Annotated in this window: 17 protein-coding genes and 7 tRNA genes; 11 read left to right on the top strand and 13 right to left on the bottom strand. The window is 73.0% G+C overall.

Features of this window, described 5'->3' with window-relative positions:
• Positions 1–20: 20 nt before the first annotated feature.
• Entirely contained in the window at positions 21–1,997 is a 1,977-nt protein-coding gene (gene thrS, locus OG435_RS10520) for a threonine--tRNA ligase (RefSeq protein ID WP_250744703.1), read from the bottom strand.
• A gap of 160 nt (positions 1,998–2,157) precedes the next feature.
• Here thrS and OG435_RS10525 point away from each other — a divergent pair, with 160 nt between their 5' ends.
• Positions 2,158–2,628: a GNAT family N-acetyltransferase gene (locus OG435_RS10525; protein WP_266876551.1), complete on the top strand. Its 471-nt coding sequence runs from the start codon at positions 2,158–2,160 to the stop codon at positions 2,626–2,628.
• A 27-nt stretch (positions 2,629–2,655) separates the two neighbouring features.
• Here the strand turns inward: OG435_RS10525 and OG435_RS10530 are convergent, their stop codons facing one another.
• A complete protein-coding gene (locus OG435_RS10530; protein ID WP_266876552.1) occupies positions 2,656–3,882 on the bottom strand; it encodes a hypothetical protein in 1,227 nt (408 codons plus the stop codon).
• Positions 3,882–4,472, bottom strand: a complete 591-nt coding sequence (locus OG435_RS10535; RefSeq protein ID WP_266876553.1) for a DUF4365 domain-containing protein — start codon at positions 4,470–4,472, stop codon at positions 3,882–3,884. Before OG435_RS10535 ends, OG435_RS10530 begins: the two co-directional genes overlap by 1 nt.
• Before the next feature lie 255 nt (positions 4,473–4,727).
• On the opposite strand from OG435_RS10535, the gene OG435_RS10540 reads away from it, so the two are divergent.
• Complete coding sequence (locus OG435_RS10540) at positions 4,728–5,453, top strand: 3'-5' exonuclease (protein WP_266876554.1); 726 nt, start codon at positions 4,728–4,730, stop codon at positions 5,451–5,453.
• Between the two features lie 68 nt (positions 5,454–5,521).
• On the opposite strand, the gene OG435_RS10545 is transcribed toward OG435_RS10540, so the two are convergent.
• Both OG435_RS10545 and OG435_RS10550 read right to left on the bottom strand, forming a co-directional pair.
• Positions 5,522–5,593 (bottom strand) — tRNA-Val (locus tag OG435_RS10545).
• A gap of 38 nt (positions 5,594–5,631) precedes the next feature.
• On the bottom strand, positions 5,632–6,156 hold the full coding sequence (locus OG435_RS10550) for an SRPBCC family protein (protein WP_266876555.1): 525 nt from the start codon (positions 6,154–6,156) through the stop codon (positions 5,632–5,634).
• Positions 6,157–6,270: 114 nt separating this feature from the next.
• Between OG435_RS10550 and OG435_RS10555 the strand changes: the two genes are divergently transcribed.
• Positions 6,271–8,676 (top strand): SCO7613 C-terminal domain-containing membrane protein, encoded by a 2,406-nt coding sequence (locus OG435_RS10555; protein WP_266876556.1) that lies wholly within the window; start codon positions 6,271–6,273, stop codon positions 8,674–8,676.
• Between the two features lie 137 nt (positions 8,677–8,813).
• On the opposite strand, the gene OG435_RS10560 is transcribed toward OG435_RS10555, so the two are convergent.
• Both OG435_RS10560 and OG435_RS10565 read right to left on the bottom strand, forming a co-directional pair.
• Positions 8,814–8,885 (bottom strand) — tRNA-Val (locus OG435_RS10560).
• Positions 8,886–8,943: 58 nt separating this feature from the next.
• Positions 8,944–9,411, bottom strand: a complete 468-nt coding sequence (locus OG435_RS10565) for a TIGR02611 family protein (protein WP_266876557.1) — start codon at positions 9,409–9,411, stop codon at positions 8,944–8,946.
• Between the two features lie 177 nt (positions 9,412–9,588).
• Here OG435_RS10565 and OG435_RS10570 point away from each other — a divergent pair, with 177 nt between their 5' ends.
• Both OG435_RS10570 and OG435_RS10575 read left to right on the top strand, forming a co-directional pair.
• Entirely contained in the window at positions 9,589–10,002 is a 414-nt protein-coding gene (locus OG435_RS10570) for an SsgA family sporulation/cell division regulator (RefSeq protein ID WP_030011909.1), read from the top strand.
• 230 nt (positions 10,003–10,232) lie between these two features.
• A complete protein-coding gene (locus OG435_RS10575; RefSeq protein WP_266876558.1) occupies positions 10,233–10,859 on the top strand; it encodes a CGNR zinc finger domain-containing protein in 627 nt (208 codons plus the stop codon).
• Here OG435_RS10575 and OG435_RS10580 read toward each other — a convergent pair.
• Both OG435_RS10580 and OG435_RS10585 read right to left on the bottom strand, forming a co-directional pair.
• Complete coding sequence (locus OG435_RS10580) at positions 10,800–10,973, bottom strand: hypothetical protein (protein WP_266876559.1); 174 nt, start codon at positions 10,971–10,973, stop codon at positions 10,800–10,802. The two genes, OG435_RS10575 and OG435_RS10580, sit on opposite strands and share 60 nt — an antisense overlap.
• A 78-nt stretch (positions 10,974–11,051) precedes the next feature.
• On the bottom strand, positions 11,052–11,510 hold the full coding sequence (locus OG435_RS10585) for a hypothetical protein (RefSeq protein ID WP_266876560.1): 459 nt from the start codon (positions 11,508–11,510) through the stop codon (positions 11,052–11,054).
• A gap of 221 nt (positions 11,511–11,731) precedes the next feature.
• Between OG435_RS10585 and OG435_RS10590 the strand changes: the two genes are divergently transcribed.
• Positions 11,732–12,232, top strand: a complete 501-nt coding sequence (locus OG435_RS10590) for a DsbA family protein (protein ID WP_266876561.1) — start codon at positions 11,732–11,734, stop codon at positions 12,230–12,232.
• Between the two features lie 33 nt (positions 12,233–12,265).
• On the opposite strand, the gene OG435_RS10595 is transcribed toward OG435_RS10590, so the two are convergent.
• From OG435_RS10595 to OG435_RS10605, 3 genes are read right to left on the bottom strand one after another with little or no spacing between them, the layout of a single operon-like run.
• Positions 12,266–13,090, bottom strand: coding sequence for a GNAT family N-acetyltransferase (locus tag OG435_RS10595; protein ID WP_266876562.1), 825 nt, complete (start codon positions 13,088–13,090; stop codon positions 12,266–12,268).
• A 56-nt stretch (positions 13,091–13,146) separates the two neighbouring features.
• Positions 13,147–13,974, bottom strand: a complete 828-nt coding sequence (locus tag OG435_RS10600) for an aminotransferase class IV (protein WP_266876563.1) — start codon at positions 13,972–13,974, stop codon at positions 13,147–13,149.
• On the bottom strand, positions 13,971–15,101 hold the full coding sequence (locus tag OG435_RS10605; protein WP_266876564.1) for a chorismate-binding protein: 1,131 nt from the start codon (positions 15,099–15,101) through the stop codon (positions 13,971–13,973). The genes OG435_RS10600 and OG435_RS10605 overlap by 4 nt, the downstream gene beginning before the upstream one ends.
• A 180-nt stretch (positions 15,102–15,281) precedes the next feature.
• Here OG435_RS10605 and OG435_RS10610 point away from each other — a divergent pair.
• The 5 genes from OG435_RS10610 (at position 15,282) to OG435_RS10630 (ending at position 15,766) form a co-directional block, all read left to right on the top strand.
• A tRNA-Gly gene (locus OG435_RS10610) sits at positions 15,282–15,354 on the top strand.
• Between the two features lie 45 nt (positions 15,355–15,399).
• Positions 15,400–15,473: transfer RNA gene (locus OG435_RS10615), tRNA-Cys, on the top strand.
• 1 nt (position 15,474) lies between these two features.
• Positions 15,475–15,546 (top strand) — tRNA-Val (locus tag OG435_RS10620).
• A gap of 19 nt (positions 15,547–15,565) precedes the next feature.
• Positions 15,566–15,637: transfer RNA gene (locus tag OG435_RS10625), tRNA-Val, on the top strand.
• Between the two features lie 54 nt (positions 15,638–15,691).
• Positions 15,692–15,766 (top strand) — tRNA-Val (locus OG435_RS10630).
• Between the two features lie 53 nt (positions 15,767–15,819).
• Here OG435_RS10630 and OG435_RS10635 read toward each other — a convergent pair.
• On the bottom strand, positions 15,820–16,140 hold the full coding sequence (locus OG435_RS10635; protein WP_266876565.1) for a zf-TFIIB domain-containing protein: 321 nt from the start codon (positions 16,138–16,140) through the stop codon (positions 15,820–15,822).
• Positions 16,141–16,148: the final 8 nt, after the last annotated feature.

The raw sequence follows: 16,148 nt of genomic DNA on the forward strand, positions 1-16,148 counted from the left end.
CGCGTGCGCGGGGATCACGCTCACACCTGGACGCGGCGCTCCACGACGTCCACGAGCTTCGCCAGCGCCTGGTCGCGCGGGACGCCGTTCTCCTGCGAACCGTCGCGGTAGCGGAAGGAGACGGTGCCCGCGGCCATGTCCTCGTCACCGACGATGATCATGAAGGGGACCTTCAGCTTCTGCTGGTTGCGGATCTTCTTCTGCATGCGGTCGGAGGAGGCGTCCACCTCGACGCGCAGGCCCTTCTTCTTCGCCTCTGCGGCGAACTCCTGCAGGTACTCGATGTGCGAGTCGCCGATCGGGATGCCGACCGCCTGGACCGGGGCGAGCCACGGCGGCATGACGCCCGCGTAGTGCTCCAGCAGCACGGCGAAGAACCGCTCGATGGAACCGAACAGCGCACGGTGGATCATGACCGGCCGCTGCTTGGTGCCGTCGGGGCCGGTGTACTCCAGGTTGAAGCGCTCCGGCAGGTTGAAGTCGAGCTGCACGGTCGACATCTGCCAGGTGCGGCCGATCGCGTCACGGCACTGGACGGAGATCTTCGGGCCGTAGAACGCGGCGCCGCCCGGGTCCGGGACCAGGGGCAGGCCCTGCTTCTCGGCGACCTGCTGGAGGGTGGCGGTGGCCTCCTCCCAGATCTCGTCCGAGCCGACGAACTTCTCCGGGTCCTTGGTCGACAGCTCCAGGTAGAAGTCGGTCAGACCGTAGTCGCGGAGCAGGTTCAGCACGAAGGTCAGCGTGCGGTCGAGCTCCTCCGCCATCTGCTCCTTGGTGCAGTAGATGTGCGCGTCGTCCTGGGTGAACCCGCGCGAGCGGGTCAGGCCGTGCACGACGCCCGACTTCTCGTACCGGTACACGGTGCCGAACTCGAAGAGGCGCAGCGGCAGTTCGCGGTAGGAACGGCCGCGCGCGTCGAAGATCAGGTTGTGCATCGGGCAGTTCATGGGCTTGAGGTAGTAGTCGGTACCACCGTCGAGCTGCATGGGGGGGTACATGCCCTCCGCGTACCAGTCCAGGTGGCCGCTCTTCTCGAAGAGGGTGCCCTTGGTGGCGTGCGGGGTGTAGACGAACTCGTAGCCCTCTTCCTCGTGCCGCTTGCGCGAGTAGTCCTCCATGGTGCGCCGGATGACTCCGCCGCGGGGGTGGAAGACGGCCAGGCCGGAGCCGATCTCGTCCTGTACGGAGAACAGGTCGAGCTCGGTGCCGAGCTTGCGGTGGTCGCGCTTCTCGGCCTCCACGAGGAAGTCGAGGTGGGCCTTCAGCTCCTCCTTCGACGGCCACGCGGTGCCGTAGATGCGCTGGAGCATCGGGTTCTTCTCGCTGCCGCGCCAGTAGGCGGCGGCGTTGCGCATCAGCTTGAACGCCGGGATGTTGCGGGTGGTCGGCAGGTGGGGACCGCGGCAGAGGTCCTTCCAGCACAGGTCGCCGGTCTTGGCGTCGAAGTTGTCGTAGATGGTCAGCTCGCCGCCGCCCACCTCGACGTTCGCGCCGTCGTCGGTCGAGGCCGAACCCTTGATGCCGATGAGCTCCAGCTTGTACGGCTCGTTCGCCAGCTCCTCGCGGGCCGCCTCGTCGGTGACGACGCGGCGGGCGAAGCGCTGGCCGCGCTTCTGGATCTCCTGCATCTTCTTCTCGATGGCCTTGAGGTCATCGGGGGTGAAGGGCTTCGCGACGTCGAAGTCGTAGTAGAAGCCGTCGCGGACCGGCGGGCCGATGCCCAGCTTGGCCTCGGGGAACAGCTCCTGCACGGCCTGCGCCATGACGTGCGCGGTGGAGTGGCGCAGGATGTCGAGGCCGTCGGGAGAGGAGATCTCCACGGGCTCGACGGTCTCGCCGTCCTTCACCTCGTACGCGAGGTCCTTCAGCTCACCTGCGATGCGCGCGGCGACGATGGTGCGCTCGCCGGCGAAGAGCTCCGCCGCCGTAGTGCCCGTGGCCACCACGCGCTCGTCCCGCTCGGAATCGCGTTGGATGAACACACGGACGTCTGACACCGGTCTCTCCTGACTCAGGGGGTGCGCGAGCGAACACTGCGCGCCTGAATCGTACCGAGCGGATGGGCTGAGCCGCTAAACGGTTACCGCCCGGGGCCGATCCCGGCGCCCCCGTACGGTGGGGGTTTCCCGCTCCCGCACCCCGAAAGGACCCCGGACCATGCCGAGCGCGCACCCGCGGCCGCTGGACCTGACCGACGACTCCACCGCGTACGCCGTGCACCGGATCGGCAGGGCCGCGTACGCGGTGGAGGCGGAGCTGATCGGCTTCGACGGCATCCCGGCGCTCCGCGAGAGCCTCGCGGACCTGCGGGCGCGGCCCCTGAACTGGATCGGCGCACTGTCCGGGGACGGCGAGATCACCGGCTTCCTCGCCTGGGGGGAGGAGGCGGACGCCGTTCACCTGGACCGACTGTGCGTGGATCCGGCCCGGTTCCGCCGGGGGATCGCCTCGCTCCTGCTGCGCCACGTCCTGACCGACGTGCTCCCCCACCGCACGGTCACGGTCACCACGGGCGCGGACAACGCCCCCGCGGTGACCCTGTACGAACGCTCCGGCTTCACCCGGGGCGCGGACTTCTCCCCGGTCCCGGGCCTGCGCATGGCGTCCTTCACCCACGCCCCGGGCTGATCCCGCCCTCGGGCCGTCCCTTTCCGTCTAGTCGTCCGAGTCCGACGGCAGTGCGTCCCCCGCGTCGAGGGACTCGTCCAGGGACTTCATGAGCCGGTCCCGCTCGACCTCGTCCATCGGGACCGGACGCACGTCCGCCGCGTCCGTCAGCCGGCGGAAGCCTCCCCGCCGCTGCAGGCGCCCGCTGACCCGGATCGGGAGTCCGACGAGGTGCGCGTGGCCCGCCACCCGGTACGACTCCTCGTCGAGCACGACCCGGACGTACGGGATCTCCGCCCCGGCGAGGACCCGCAGCCGGACCGTGCCCCCGCCGCCGGGGGCCGACCTGCGCATGCGGACCACGGCTCCCGCCACCCGGACCGGTACCGCCGGTTCGTCCCTCGTGTACCGCGCGGCCGCGTCCCGGAGCACCGGGAGGTCGCCGGGCGAGAACTCCACCGGCTCCGGCCGGGCCGCGCATCCCGCCGGGACCCCGGCGGCCGGGGCCCACGCGAGGGCCACCCGGGCCCCCTCCGAGCCGTGGACCAGCGAGATCAGCGCCTCGGCGAGCTCCCGGCTGACCCCGGCCTCGACCGCCGCGTCGAAGGCTTCCATGCCGCCGGTGGCCCGCTGGTAGTCCACGGCCTCGCGGGTGGCGTGCAGCGCGTGGTGCAGCCGGGTCACGATGCCCCGGCCCCCGTCGACGGGGACGTAGGCGGTCAGGCGCCGGCCGCCCGGGGCCGGCCCGACCAGGACCCCGTCCAGCGCCCGCTCCGCCTGGCCACGGTGCCGGGCTCCGTAGTACCCGGCCCGCGCCCGGTCGGCCAGCGCCCCGGCGAGGAGCAGCTGGCGGGCGGCCGAGCGGAGCTGTTCCTGGACCGTCCAGTCGGCCTCGCCCTGGAGTCCGTACGCCCCGCGCGGGACCTCGCGCTCCCAGCGGATCTCGTCGCTCGGCACGCTGAGCCCGTACAGCACCTCGCGCGCCGACGGCAGCGCGCTGCGCGAGAGCGCGGTGAGCGCCTCTTCGAGCAGGTCGGCGCAGTCGGGGAAGGCCCGGCTCTCGGGGACGAGCAGGCTGGTGCCGCCGCTGCCCGTGGCGTACGGGGCGGGCGGCGTCCAGCGCCCGTACCGTCCGGCGGCGCCGCCGCGGCGCAGCCAGCCGTGCCGGTGCAGCAGGGCGCCGAGCACGAGCGGATCGACGTGTGCGGGATCGGGCGCGCCCACGGCGAACTCCGGTGGGGAGAGCGGCTCCAGGTGCGGTGACTGCCAATTCATCAAGGTGTCCCTCCCGACCCGACCCGGGTCATGATCTCGCAGAGCGCCCGGTCGTCGAAGATCCGCGTGGTCGGGATCCGTACGGTGGTCCGGCGCCGGCCGGTCACGGGGTGTCCGGCGAGATTGGTCCAGTAGCAGCAGTGCCGCAGGTCGAGCCGGTCGTGTCCGGCGCTCAGCCATTGGTCGCGTTCCCGCGGGACGAGCATCACGACGAGGATCTTGTGCACGGCGACCGGACTGCGGGCCAGCTTCACCAGGTGCTCGTTGTCGAGGGTGAAGCCGAAGGTGGGCCCGGCCGGTCTGGGCGGTATCTGGTAGGTCGCCTTGAGCTGGACCTTGATGGTCACCTCGTCGTCGATGACGTGCTCGGGGGCGCCGTGGCTGACGTGCCAGTCGATGCCGTTGTCGGGAAAGGGCTGGGACAGCGAGCAGCCCGCCGCGGCGACTACGGCGTGCAGGTATCCCACCTGAAGGGTTTCCATGCAGGCGGTGGTGGCGAGTGTGCCGCGCAGCGGTCCGCTCCGCGGGTCGGTCCGCGGATCGATCTGCCCCGCGAGCACCCCGCCCGGTTCGGGCTGCGCGAGCGCCATGGCAGGCTCCCCATGCCTTCCGGGCTGTCCCCGTCGAAGCGGCCGCGTGGGGCCGCGTCAGGTGCGTGTCAGGGTGTCGGGGTTGACGACCGATCATGTGTGCGGTCCCCCAGTTGAGTTGTCTCCGCAGTCGGCGTCCCGCAAACGGCGTACGGGGCAAAGAGCCCGGGTATCACCGTTTCGGGCAAGGGTGGCGGGCCTGGGGCGCGGTGCCCGGGCGGGGGCCATCTGCCGACGGGTGACGAGGAGTTCGCCATGACACGCTGGTACGAGGGCCCGCTGGCCGCATTCGACACGGAGACGACCGGGGTGGACGTGGAGCGGGACCGGATCGTGTCCGCCGCGCTCATCGTTCAGGAGTGCGCGGGCGGCCGGATCCGCTCGACGCGATGGTTGGTCAATCCCGGCATCCCGGTACCCCCGGGGGCCACGGAAGTGCACGGTCTGACCGATGAGCACCTCCAGCGCAACGGTCGGTGGCCCGCGCCGGTGGTGGAGGAGATAGCCCGCGCGCTCGGGGAGCAGCAGGTGGCGGGCCGGCCGGTGGTGGTGATGAACGCGCCGTTCGATCTGACGCTGCTGGACCGGGAGTTGCGCCGCCACCGGGCGTCCTCACTGTCCCGGTACCTGGACAACCGGCCGTTGACGGTGCTGGATCCGCGGGTGCTCGACAAGCATCTGGACCGCTACCGCAAGGGCCGCCGGACGCTCACGGACCTGTGCGCGCACTACGGGATAGAGCTGGAGGGTGCCCATGACGCGGGCGCGGACGCCCTGGCGTCCCTGGAGCTCGTACGGGCCGTGGGGCGCAGGTTCGCGGGCCGGCTGGAGCGGCTGACGCCGACGGAGCTGCACACGCTCCAGCAGGTGTGGCACGCGGCCCAGGCGCGGGGGCTCCAGGCGTGGTTCGCGCGGCAGGGCACACCGGAGTCGGTGGATCCGCACTGGCCGCTGCGGCCGGAACTGCCCGCGGCGGCGTGAGGGACCGTACGGAAAAGGTCCCTGACATGCGGAAGGCCGGTCCGTGTCGACGGACCGGCCTGTCCCGGTGGGCGATACTGGGATCGAACCAGTGACCCCTTCGGTGTGAACGAAGTGCTCTCCCGCTGAGCTAATCGCCCGGGAACGGTGTGAACAATACAGAAGGCCCGGGGCTGGTTCAAACCGCTTCCGGCCGGGCCGCCAGATGTGCGGCGAGCCCGCGCCGTCCGGACCGCATCATCAGCGTGTGGTTGAGCCGGAACACCGGCCGCCCGGGGAACGCGAGCAGGCGCATCAGGGGGCGGCGCACCTCGACCTCCTGCTCGTACAGCGCCCGCGTGCCACCGGCCCGCGCCCGTACGGTCCACCGCGCCCAGCCCTCCAGATCGCCGAGCAGGGCGACCTCCAGGATGCCGCGCAGGGGGTCCCGCAGGAGTTCGGCCGCGCCCACGCGCAGGGTGTAGGGGAGGACGGAGCGGATGAGGGCGGTGCCGCCGCTCCCGTCGGCGTCGGGGGCGACGGCGCGGATCTGGGGCCACCACAGGGGGTAGGACTCGGGATTCTCCAGGGCGGCGTAGACGCGGGTGGGCGCGGCGTCGAGGTCCCACACGCTGCGGAAGCGGTAACGGGTCCACCGGCCACCGGGGTTGGCGGGCGCGGCCGGGTCGCCGCCGGACGTGCCGCCATGGCTGCTTCGGTCCATGCCCCCAGTCTCGCGCGCGGCGCGGACGCCCACCCGGTACTCAGCCGGAACTCATCCGGAGATGAGTACGCGCACCCATGTCCTGACGGGGTGACGGGCACCACACTCCGAACCATGGACAACCCCCTGCCGCCGGCCGAGGAGCTCGTGCTCATCGACCGCGAACTGATCCAACTCGACGCCCGGCGCCACTTCCTGCTGAGCCGCCGTGCCTGGCTGCTGGGCGCCCAGGCCCCCCAGGCCTGGGGTGCACAGGTCCGGCCGAAGGCGTCCGCGCAGGCCACGGGGGCCTCGGAGGCCTCGGCCCCGGGTGCGCAGAACGTGCTGCTGGTCCTGGGCGCGGTGCTGCTGGCGGTCGCGGCCCTGGCGTTCACGCTGGTCAGCTGGGGCTCCCTGGGGATCGCCGGGCGCAGTGCGGTGCTGGCCGTGGTGACGGCGGCGGCGCTGGGCGCCCCGGTGGCGCTGCTGCGCCGGGGGCTCCGCTCGACCGCCGAGGCGGTGGCCGCGGTCGGTCTGCTGCTGACGGTGCTCGACGCGTACGCGCTGTACGCCGTCGGCATGCCGGAGGTGGACGGCCTGGCGTACGCGGCGGGCGCGGCCGCGGTGCTGGCGGCGGTGTGGGCGGGGTACGGGCGCGCCCTGACCGTGCTGCGGATCCCGGTGCCGGCGGCGCTGCTGACGGCGCAGCTCCCGTTGCCGCTGGCGGCGCTGGCCGCCGGGGCGGCGGGGCTGGACATGGCCTGGGCCCTGCTGGGTACGGCGGCGCTGGACGCCGGGCTCGCGCTGCTGCGGCCCGGGCGGTGGTCCCGCTGGGCGGGAGAGGCCGGCTCGGTGGTGGGCGGGGCCGCGCTGCTGACGGCGCTGACGCAGTCCCTGGACGCGGAATCGACGGGCGCGGCCCTGGCCCCCTCGGCGCGGCTGGCGGCGGTGGCGGTGCTCGCGCTGGCGGTGGCCTGGCGCGCCTCCGCCCTGCGGACCGCGTTCGCCGCGGCCGGCGCCTTCGCGGCGGTGGCGGCGCTGGGCGGCCTGGTCCGGCCGGAGCTGAGCCCGTCCGGGGCGGCGGTCGTGTACCTGGCGGTGGCCCTGCCCCTGCTGGGAGCGCTACGGGTCTCCGCGCTCCCGGAGCCGGTCCGGCGCGGGCTCGCCCTGTGCGGTGCGGGGGTGGCCGTCCTGCAGGCGGCGCTCGCCGCGGCGTGGGTGGCGTCGGTGCTGGTGGGCCGGCTGCGGGTGCTGGAGGAGGTCTGGTCGGTGACCGCGCCCGCCCCGGCGGCCGACGGCTCGGGGCTCCCTGCGCTGGTGGTCCTGCTGCTGACGGCCGGGGGCTCGTGGTGGCTGGTCCGGGTGCTTCCGGAGCGCACGGAGCCGGCGGTGGCCGCCGTGGTCCTGGGCTGGGCGGCGCTCTTCACGGCCCCGGTGGTGCTCGAAGCGGCCCCGGGCGCGGTCCTCGCCGCCCAGCTCGTGGTGACGCTGGCGACGGGGGCGCTCGCGCTCCGCGCCCCGGCACCCGCGGCCTCCACCGCTCCGGCGCGGGCCCCGAAGCCGGCCGGCGCCGGTCAGGGCCTCGTGGGGGTCGCCGCGGGGACGTGCGCCCTGGCAGGGGCCCTGAGCGTGTCCGTGGCGGCCCTGGACGGCCGACTGGCCACCTTCGCGGTGTTCGGCCTGCTGGGGGCCGCGTGCGCGGCGGGAGCGGCGTACCGGCCCGCCCCGGTGTGGGCCCGCGCGGGAGCGGCGGCCCTCGCCGTCGGGTACGCGGCGCTGCTCGCGGTGGCGCTGGGCGCACTGCTGGAGCGGCCGGTGGCCTGGTGGGCACCGGCGGTGCTGGTGGTCCCGGCGGCGGTGGCGGCGCTCGGGCCGCGGCTGGGCTCCGTACGGGTCCCGGCGGAGGTCGCGGCGGCCGCGGCGGGTCTCCTCGCGCTGGCCCTGGCCACCGGGGACGCTCCGGTGCTCGCGCTGGTCCTGGCCCTGGCCGGGGTGGTGTGCGCGGCGGCGGCGGTGCGGCCCGAGCGCCGGTCGGCGGCGGGCTGGCCCGCCGGGGCGCTGTTCCTGGCGGCGACCTGGGTACGGCTGGCGGCTTCGGAGGTGACGGTGCCCGAGGCGTACACCCTGCCGGTGACGGCGGCGGCACTGACCGTGGGATTCCTGCGACGGCGCCGCGATCCGCTCGCCGGGTCCTGGACGGCGTACGGGCCGGGGCTGGCCGCGACCCTGCTGCCGAGCACCCTCGCGGTGTGGGGCGACCCGCACTGGCTGCGGCCGCTGCTGCTGGGGACGGCCGCGCTCGGGGTGACCCTGGCCGGTGCCCGCGGCCGGCTCCGGGCGCCGCTGCTGCTGGGCGGGGCGACGCTGGCGGCGGTGGCGCTGCACGAGCTGACCCCGTACGTCGTCCAGGTCGTGGACGCGCTGCCGCGCTGGCTGCCGCCGGCCCTGGCGGGGGTGCTGCTGCTGGCGATGGGGGCCACCTACGAGAAGCGGCTGCGCGACGCCCGCCGGCTGCGGGAGGCGATCGGGCGGCTGAAGTAGCCCGCCGCGCGGACCTGGCGTCCGGACCTGGAGTCCGAGTCCCGGCGCCGGGGCCGGACGGGTGCGGACCGTCGGCCGGACGAGGGAAAACGCCAGAGGCCCGGAGACTGTGAAAGTCTCCGGGCCTCTGGTCCGGGTGGGCGATACTGGGTTCGAACCAGTGACCCCTTCGGTGTGAACGAAGTGCTCTCCCACTGAGCTAATCGCCCGGACGCACCGCAAACATTACCGCATGTCAGCGGTGCTCTCCGCCATGGGCGGGCGGGCTCACTGGTCCTTGAGGTTCCAGGGCAGCACGAGCCCGTACTTCCACAGGTAGAAGCCGATCAGGACGCCCGCGATCGCGAGCCCGACGCTGGTCAGGATGATGTTGCGGCGGCGGACCTTCGGGTCCAGGGCCTTCTGGGCGGCTTCGCTGACCTTGCGCTTGGTCCAGCGCAGGGCGAGGTGCGCCCAGGCGAATTCGGTGGCCCAGATCGCGAGGCCCGCGAAGATCGCCACCCAGCCCGGGCCGGGCAGCACCAGCATGGCGACACCGGCGCCGACGACGGCGAGGCCGACGACGAAGACGCCGACCTGCCAGCTCAGGTGCAGGCCCCGGCGGGCCTTGATGAAGTCCGGCGCCTTGGAGACGTGAAAGACCTTCGGGTCCTCCTCGGCAGCGGCGGACTCGCCTTCGGCGGCGGCGGACTCGTTGGCGGACTCGTTGGTCTCGCGGTCACTCCCCGTGTTCATGGGGTCGAATCTACCGGAGGTCCCAGCACACGTGAATGGTCGTTTGGATCCGCCGTCCGAGGGACCCAGAGGTCCGCAAAACGGTCAGAGGGGTTTACAACGGCACCGTAGGTGGCATGTCGATTTCGCCGACGTGCGAATCCCCGAGCGCACACTGAGCGAAAGGCCCTGGCGCTTATGAACACCACGGTCAGCTGCGAGCTGCACCTGCGCCTCGTTGTGTCGAGCGAGTCCTCACTGCCTGTTCCCGCGGGCCTGCGGTATGACACGGCCGATCCCTACGCCGTGCACGCCACCTTCCACACCGGCGCCGAGGAGACGGTCGAATGGGTATTCGCCCGCGACCTCCTCGCCGAGGGCCTTCACCGGCCCACCGGTACCGGCGACGTCCGTGTCTGGCCGTCCCGCAGTCACGGTCAGGGGGTCGTCTGCATCGCCCTGAGCTCACCGGAGGGAGAAGCGCTGCTCGAAGCACCCGCCCGAGCACTGGAGTCGTTCCTCAAGCGGACGGACGCCGCGGTTCCACCCGGAACCGAACACCGGCACTTCGACCTCGACAAGGAGCTCTCCCACATCCTGGCCGAATCCTGAGCCAGGCCTACAGAGGGAACCCTCCCCCGGCTGAGTCCGGGGGCCGTACGACACCGTCCGACTCGGGGCGACGGTGCACGGCGGACAACCACATACCGAAGTGCCGGCGCTGTTCACGCGAAAGCCACCCGCGTGGACGGCGTCGGTGCGCGTTGGGGTGACCCGCTAGAGTCGGCCACCAGCGGCGGCAGCAGACCGTCACCGCAGGCCCGGCCCTTCAGGGAGACCCCGTGCAGATCCCCCACGACACCCGTCGCGCGCTCGACGTCGTCGTCGCGCTGGTGAACACCTCGGCCGAGACGGAGCAGCCCGACGGGCTGGCGGACGTGAACGCGCTGCGCGGTTTCGTCCACGACTACGCGATCAGCGACGTCGGCGAGCTCAGCGCCCGCGACCTCGCCGGCGTGCGCACGGTGCGCGCGAAATTCGCCCAGATCTTCGCGGCGCCGAGTCCGCGCGCGGCCTCCGTGCTCATCAACGAGCTGGTCGCGACGGCCGGGACCACCCCGCAGCTGACCAATCACGACGGCTACGACTGGCACGTGCACTACTTCGCCCCGGGCGCCTCGGTGGGCGACCACCTGGCGGCCGACGGCGGCATGGCGCTGGCCTTCATCGTGGTCTCCGGCGAGCAGGAGCGGCTGCGCCGCTGCGAGGCCCCCGACTGCCGGCGGGCCTTCGTCGACCTGTCCCGCAACCGCTCCCGGCGCTACTGCGACAGCCGTACCTGCGGGAACCGGCTGCACGTGGCGGCGTACCGGGCCCGGCGCAAATCGGAACTGGGGACGGAGCCCGGCTCAGAGCAGGAAGAGATCGTGCACGGCGGCGAGCAGCAGCAGACCACCGATCACGGCTAGGAAGATCATCAGGGGCGGCTGGGAGAGCGCGAAGAGGCAGCCTCTCGGCTCCTCGGCGACGGGGACGGTGGCCGGCGCGGGAACGGCGGGCTCACCCGGTGATGTGTCGAGCATGTCGGGGCGATGATGGCCCAGCGGGCCCGCCCGCGCCGCTCAACACGCCAGACGGACCCGCGAGTTCACCGGATCCCGTCATATGCCGTGCTTCTTGAGGATCGCCTCGATGTCGGAGAAGTCCTCGGCGGGGGCCGCGGCCCCGGTCGGCCGCGGGCGGGCGCCGTCCCCCAGCGAGGGCGCGGAGGCGGCCGGGGCGACGGCCTCCTGGGCCGGGCGGCCCTTGACGGCCTTCGGCCGCTTCTGCTCCCCCTCCCCCTCTCCGCCCTCGCCCGCTCCCCCCGCGCGCCGCTCTATCGCGCGCGTGGTCACGAAGAGCAGCCAGGCCAGCCCCAGCACGGCGAACCCGGCCCAGACGGTCGGCTTGAAGACGATCCCGGTCGCCCACGCCACGACGCCCGTCATCACCAGGCCGACGGGCACCAGCGAGTACGCCGCGATCCGCGTGGCCGCGAGGAATCGCTTGCGGTAGGCGGTCAGCGCGGCGATGCCCAGGCCCGCCGCGGACACCGCGGAGCAAATGGTCTCGGCGAGCATGCGGGGCCTCCAGGGGCGGTTCGGTCGTCGGACCCGGCCGGTGGGCCGGGCGTTCTGTCCCCATCCATCCTGCACCCGAGGCTCTCGCCCTGGCCACGGCCGGAGCCCCTCGCGGGCGGATCTCCGGGACATCTCCGGGTCGCGCCTCCTCCCGAGGTCCCGGTCGGTTCCCCCCGAGGTCCCGGTCCGTGCTCGTCCCGGCGGGCTGGGAGACTGTCCGTATGACCGATTCCGTGATCCTCGACGTCTGGTGCGAACTTCAGTGCCCGGACTGCCACAGCGCCCTGGACGACGTGCGCGCCCTGCGGGCCCGCTACGGCGACCGGCTGGACATCCGGCTGCGCCACTTCCCGCTGGAGAAGCACAAGCACTCCTTCGCCGCGGCGCAGGCCGCGGAGGAGGCCGCCGAGCAGGGGCAGGGCTGGCCCTACGTGGAGGCCGTCCTCGCCCGCACCGCGGAACTCGGCAAGGCCGGCGAGCCGGTACTCGTCGAGGTCGCGCACGAACTGGGCCTGGACGCCGAGGAGTTCGACACCGCCCTGATCGACGGCCGGCACATCCTGATCGTGGACGCCGACCAGGCCGAGGGCAAGGCGATCGGCGTGACCGGCACCCCGACGTACGTCATCGACGGACAGCGCCTCGACGGCGGCAAGAGCCAGGCCGGCCTGCGCGAGCGCATCGAGGAGATCGCCGACCGGCTGCTCGCCGAGGCCGCCTAGGTCGTCGAGGCCGTCCAGGTCGTCTCTTACGGCCTAGATCAGGTCCTTCGCGTAGTTGAAGCCGGTCGTCCGGTAGCCGAGGGACTCGTAGAGCCGCAGGGCCGGGACGTTGTCGGTGAAGACGTGCAGCGCGAGCACCCGGTGGCCGGCGGCCAGGGCGGCGCCCTCCGCGAGGAGCATCAGGTCCCGGCCGTGGCCCCGGCCGCGGTGCTCCTCGGCGACCGCGACGTCGAAGACGTACGAGTCCCCGCCGCTCGGAGCGACCCAGACGGTGCCCACCGGGACGCCGGCCGCCTCCAGCACGGAGAAGCTGACGCCCGGGGTGGCCAGGCCCAGGGGCAGCGAGGACGCGTGGTCGTTCGCCGATTTCGTCCGTGCCGCCTCGGCCGGCATGCCGCGGCCCACCCAGCTCTGCGCGTAGCCCTCGAGCGCCGCCGCGAGCCAGGTATCGAACTCGGGCTCCGTCATCGGGCGGCCGGCGACCCCCTCGGACAGGGCGGGCGGCTCGGCGGGGAGTTCCTTGGCCATGTTGCGGCTGTACTCGGCGTACCCGAGGGCGGCGGCCAGCCGCAGGCCGCCCGGCGAGCCCGCCGGGACCGAGACGCGGACCCTGCGGCAGCCCCAGCTCCGCAGCACCTCCTCGGCGGCGAGCGCGGCGACCGTGGCACGGCCGCGCCGGCGGTCGGGTTCCTCGACGGCGAGTTCGCGTATCTCGGCGACCGTCGGCCCGAAGGGGGTGTCGGTGGCGAGCAGCAGGGCGCCGACGCGCCTGCTGTTGACACGGATCTCGTACGGGCGCGAGCGCGCCCCGCCGGTGCTCTGCTGAAGCGGCCCGCTCGGCCGCAGGGTGGTGGTCATCAGTCGAGTTCTACCCGCCCCGCGGCCCGAAGCACAGCGGATGTGCCGGCTCCCGGTCAGGAGCGGGGGTCGGCGTCCTCGGCGGAGCGGGCGTCGAAGATCCGCATGGCCTCGGCCGTGACGGGGCCGGGGGCGGAGCCCAGCTCGCGCCCGTCGATCCGTACGACGGCCTGGACGTCCCGCAGGGAGGAGGTCAGGAAGACCTCCTCCGCCTGCTCGAGCGCCTCGAAGGGCAGATCGGTCTCCTTGGCCCCGCACCATTCGGCGACGAGGGCGCGGGTGATGCCCGCGAGGCAGCCGGAGGCCACGGGCGGGGTGTGCAGCTGTCCGTCGAGGACCACGAACACGTTGGAGCCGGTGCCCTCGCAGAGCCGGCCGACGGTGTTGGCGAAGAGGGCCTCGGAGGCACCGGCCCGGTGGGCGGCGGCGAGCGCGACCACGTTCTCGGCGTACGAGGTGGTCTTCAGGCCCACCACGGCGGAGCGTTCGTTGCGCACCCACGGCACGGTGACCACGGCGGTGGTGTCGGGGCGCCGGGTGGCCCCCGCCAGCGCGACGATCAGCGTCGGGCCGGCGTCGCCGCGGTCGGAGCCCAGCGGGGAGACGCCCCCGGTGTAGGTGACGCGCAGCCGGCCGAGCGGCAGCGGGTCGGCCTCCAGTACGGCGGCGCAGGCGCGGCGCACCTCGTCCAGGTCCGGGTCGGGCAGGCCGAGCCCCCGGGCGGATCGGGTCAGCCGCTCCAGGTGCCGGGTGAGCGCGAAGGTCGTCCCGCGCTCCGCCTTGAGCGTCTCGAAGACCCCGTCGCCGACGGTGAGGCCGTGGTCGAACACGGACACCTTCGCTTCGTCGGCGTCCCGCAGTGCTCCGTCGAGCCAGATTCTCACCGTACGGTCCTCCCGCTTTCGTCCGTCTGTGTTCCCGCCGGGCCCGACGAGCCCGGCGCGCCGGTCGCGCCCTTCGCGCCGGTCGCGTTCGCTTCGACGGCTCCCGACGCTACCCGCAGCAGCCGGGCGGCCTTCAGCTCGGTCTCGGCCCACTCCCGGTCGGGGTCGGACCCCCAGGTGATCCCGGCGCCGGTGCCGAAGAGCAGCCGGGGGCCGCCGGGGGCCGTGCGATCGATCCAGAAGGTCCGGATGCCGACGGCGAGCTCGGCCGTGCCCCGGTCGGCGTCGACCCACCCGATGCCTCCGCAGTAGGGGCCGCGCGGGGCGGTCTCCAGGGCCTCGATGATCCGCAGGGCCGAGGATTTGGGGGCTCCGGTGACGGAGCCCGGCGGGAAGGTCGCGGCGAGCAGCTCGGGCCAGCCGGCGCCCTCGGCGAGTTCCCCGGCGACGGTGGAGACGAGGTGGACGAGGCCCGGGTGCTCTTCGAGCGCGCAGAGCGCGGGGACGGTCACGGAGCCGGTGGCGCAGACCCGGCCGAGGTCGTTGCGTACGAGGTCCACGATCATCACGTTCTCGGCGTGGTCCTTGGGCAGCAGATCGGCGGCGGTGCGGCCGGTGCCCTTGATCGGGCCGGACTCGACGCGGCGGCCGGAGCGGCGCAGATAGAGCTCGGGGGACGCGGTGGCGATCTCGACGCCGTGGGCCGGCAGCCGAATCGTTCCTGCGTAGGGGGCCGGGTTGCCCCGCGCGAGCAGTGCGGTCAGGGCGTCCACGTCGGCGCCCGCCGGGTCGGGAAGCGGCGCGGACATCACGCGGCAGAGGTTGGCCTGGTAGACCTCCCCCGCCTCGATGTGCTCGCGGATGCGACGTACGCCCGCGGTGTACGCGGCGCGGTCGAGGGAGGAGCTCCACTCGTCGGCGTCGGGACCGCGCCAGGCCCCGGGAACGGGGGCCGGCACCGGGTCGGGGCGTATGTCCCCGAAGCGCGCGCAGACGAGACGGCCTTCGAAATCGGCCGTCACCGCCCAGAAGCCGGTGGAGTCGAGGGCACCAGGATCGCTGGTGACATCTCGGAGATCGGTCGCGAGAAGGCCGCCGAAGCGGGCGAGGGGAGGCAGGTCGTGCACGGCTGCGAGTCTATGACCGGTGACGCCCGGGCGCCGGGGAGGCGTCCGCCGGGTGACCGGCGGTGATCAGGCGGCAGCACGCTGCGGAAACGCGTTTTTGAGCTGGCCCGGGAATCCGCTAGAGTTCAACTCGTCGCCAGGGAGCGAAGGGGGAAACCCCCGGAGCGAACACGGTGACCTGCGGACGTAGCTCAGTTGGTAGAGCACCACCTTGCCAAGGTGGATGTCGCGAGTTCGAGTCTCGTCGTCCGCTCTGAGGTGGGGGATCATCTTCCCGAGGACCCCCTACTTGCTCCATGGTGGAGTGGCCGAGAGGCGAGGCAACGGCCTGCAAAGCCGTCTACACGGGTTCAAATCCCGTCTCCACCTCCAAGGACGATTAGCTCAGCGGGAGAGCGCTTCCCTGACACGGAAGAGGTCACTGGTTCAATCCCAGTATCGTCCACTGGTCCGCAAGGATCCCCGCGCGATTAGCTCAGCGGGAGAGCGCTTCCCTGACACGGAAGAGGTCACTGGTTCAATCCCAGTATCGCGCACGCAGTAAGCTTCATACGTGCCACCTGCGGTGTTCGCACCGTGAACGTGGTCCCGCGCGATTAGCTCAGCGGGAGAGCGCTTCCCTGACACGGAAGAGGTCACTGGTTCAATCCCAGTATCGCGCACCAGCTGTCCGGAAGCCCCGGCCGTTCCCACGGCCGGGGCTTTCGCGTGTCCGAGCTCAGGAGGAGAAGAGCATCCGGCCGAAGCCGCCCTTGCGGTGGCCGTGCCCGTGACCGTGGCCGTAGCCGCCGTGCTGCGGGGCGCCCCAGGCGGGCGCGGGGGCGGCGTGCTGCTGCGGGTACGCGGCAGGGGCCGGAGCCGGCGGCGCGGCCGGGGGCGGGACCTGGCCGTACTGGGCGGTGTACTGGGACTCCAGACGGGTCAGCGCCTCCAGCTCGCCGTAGTCCAGGAAGATGCCGCGGCAGCCGCTGCACTGCTCTATCTGGACACCGTTGCGGTTGTACGTGTGCATCATCGCGTGACACTTCGGACACTGCATGACCGGAT

Source organism: Streptomyces sp. NBC_01264 (genome assembly GCF_026340675.1).
Lineage (GTDB): Bacteria > Actinomycetota > Actinomycetes > Streptomycetales > Streptomycetaceae > Streptomyces.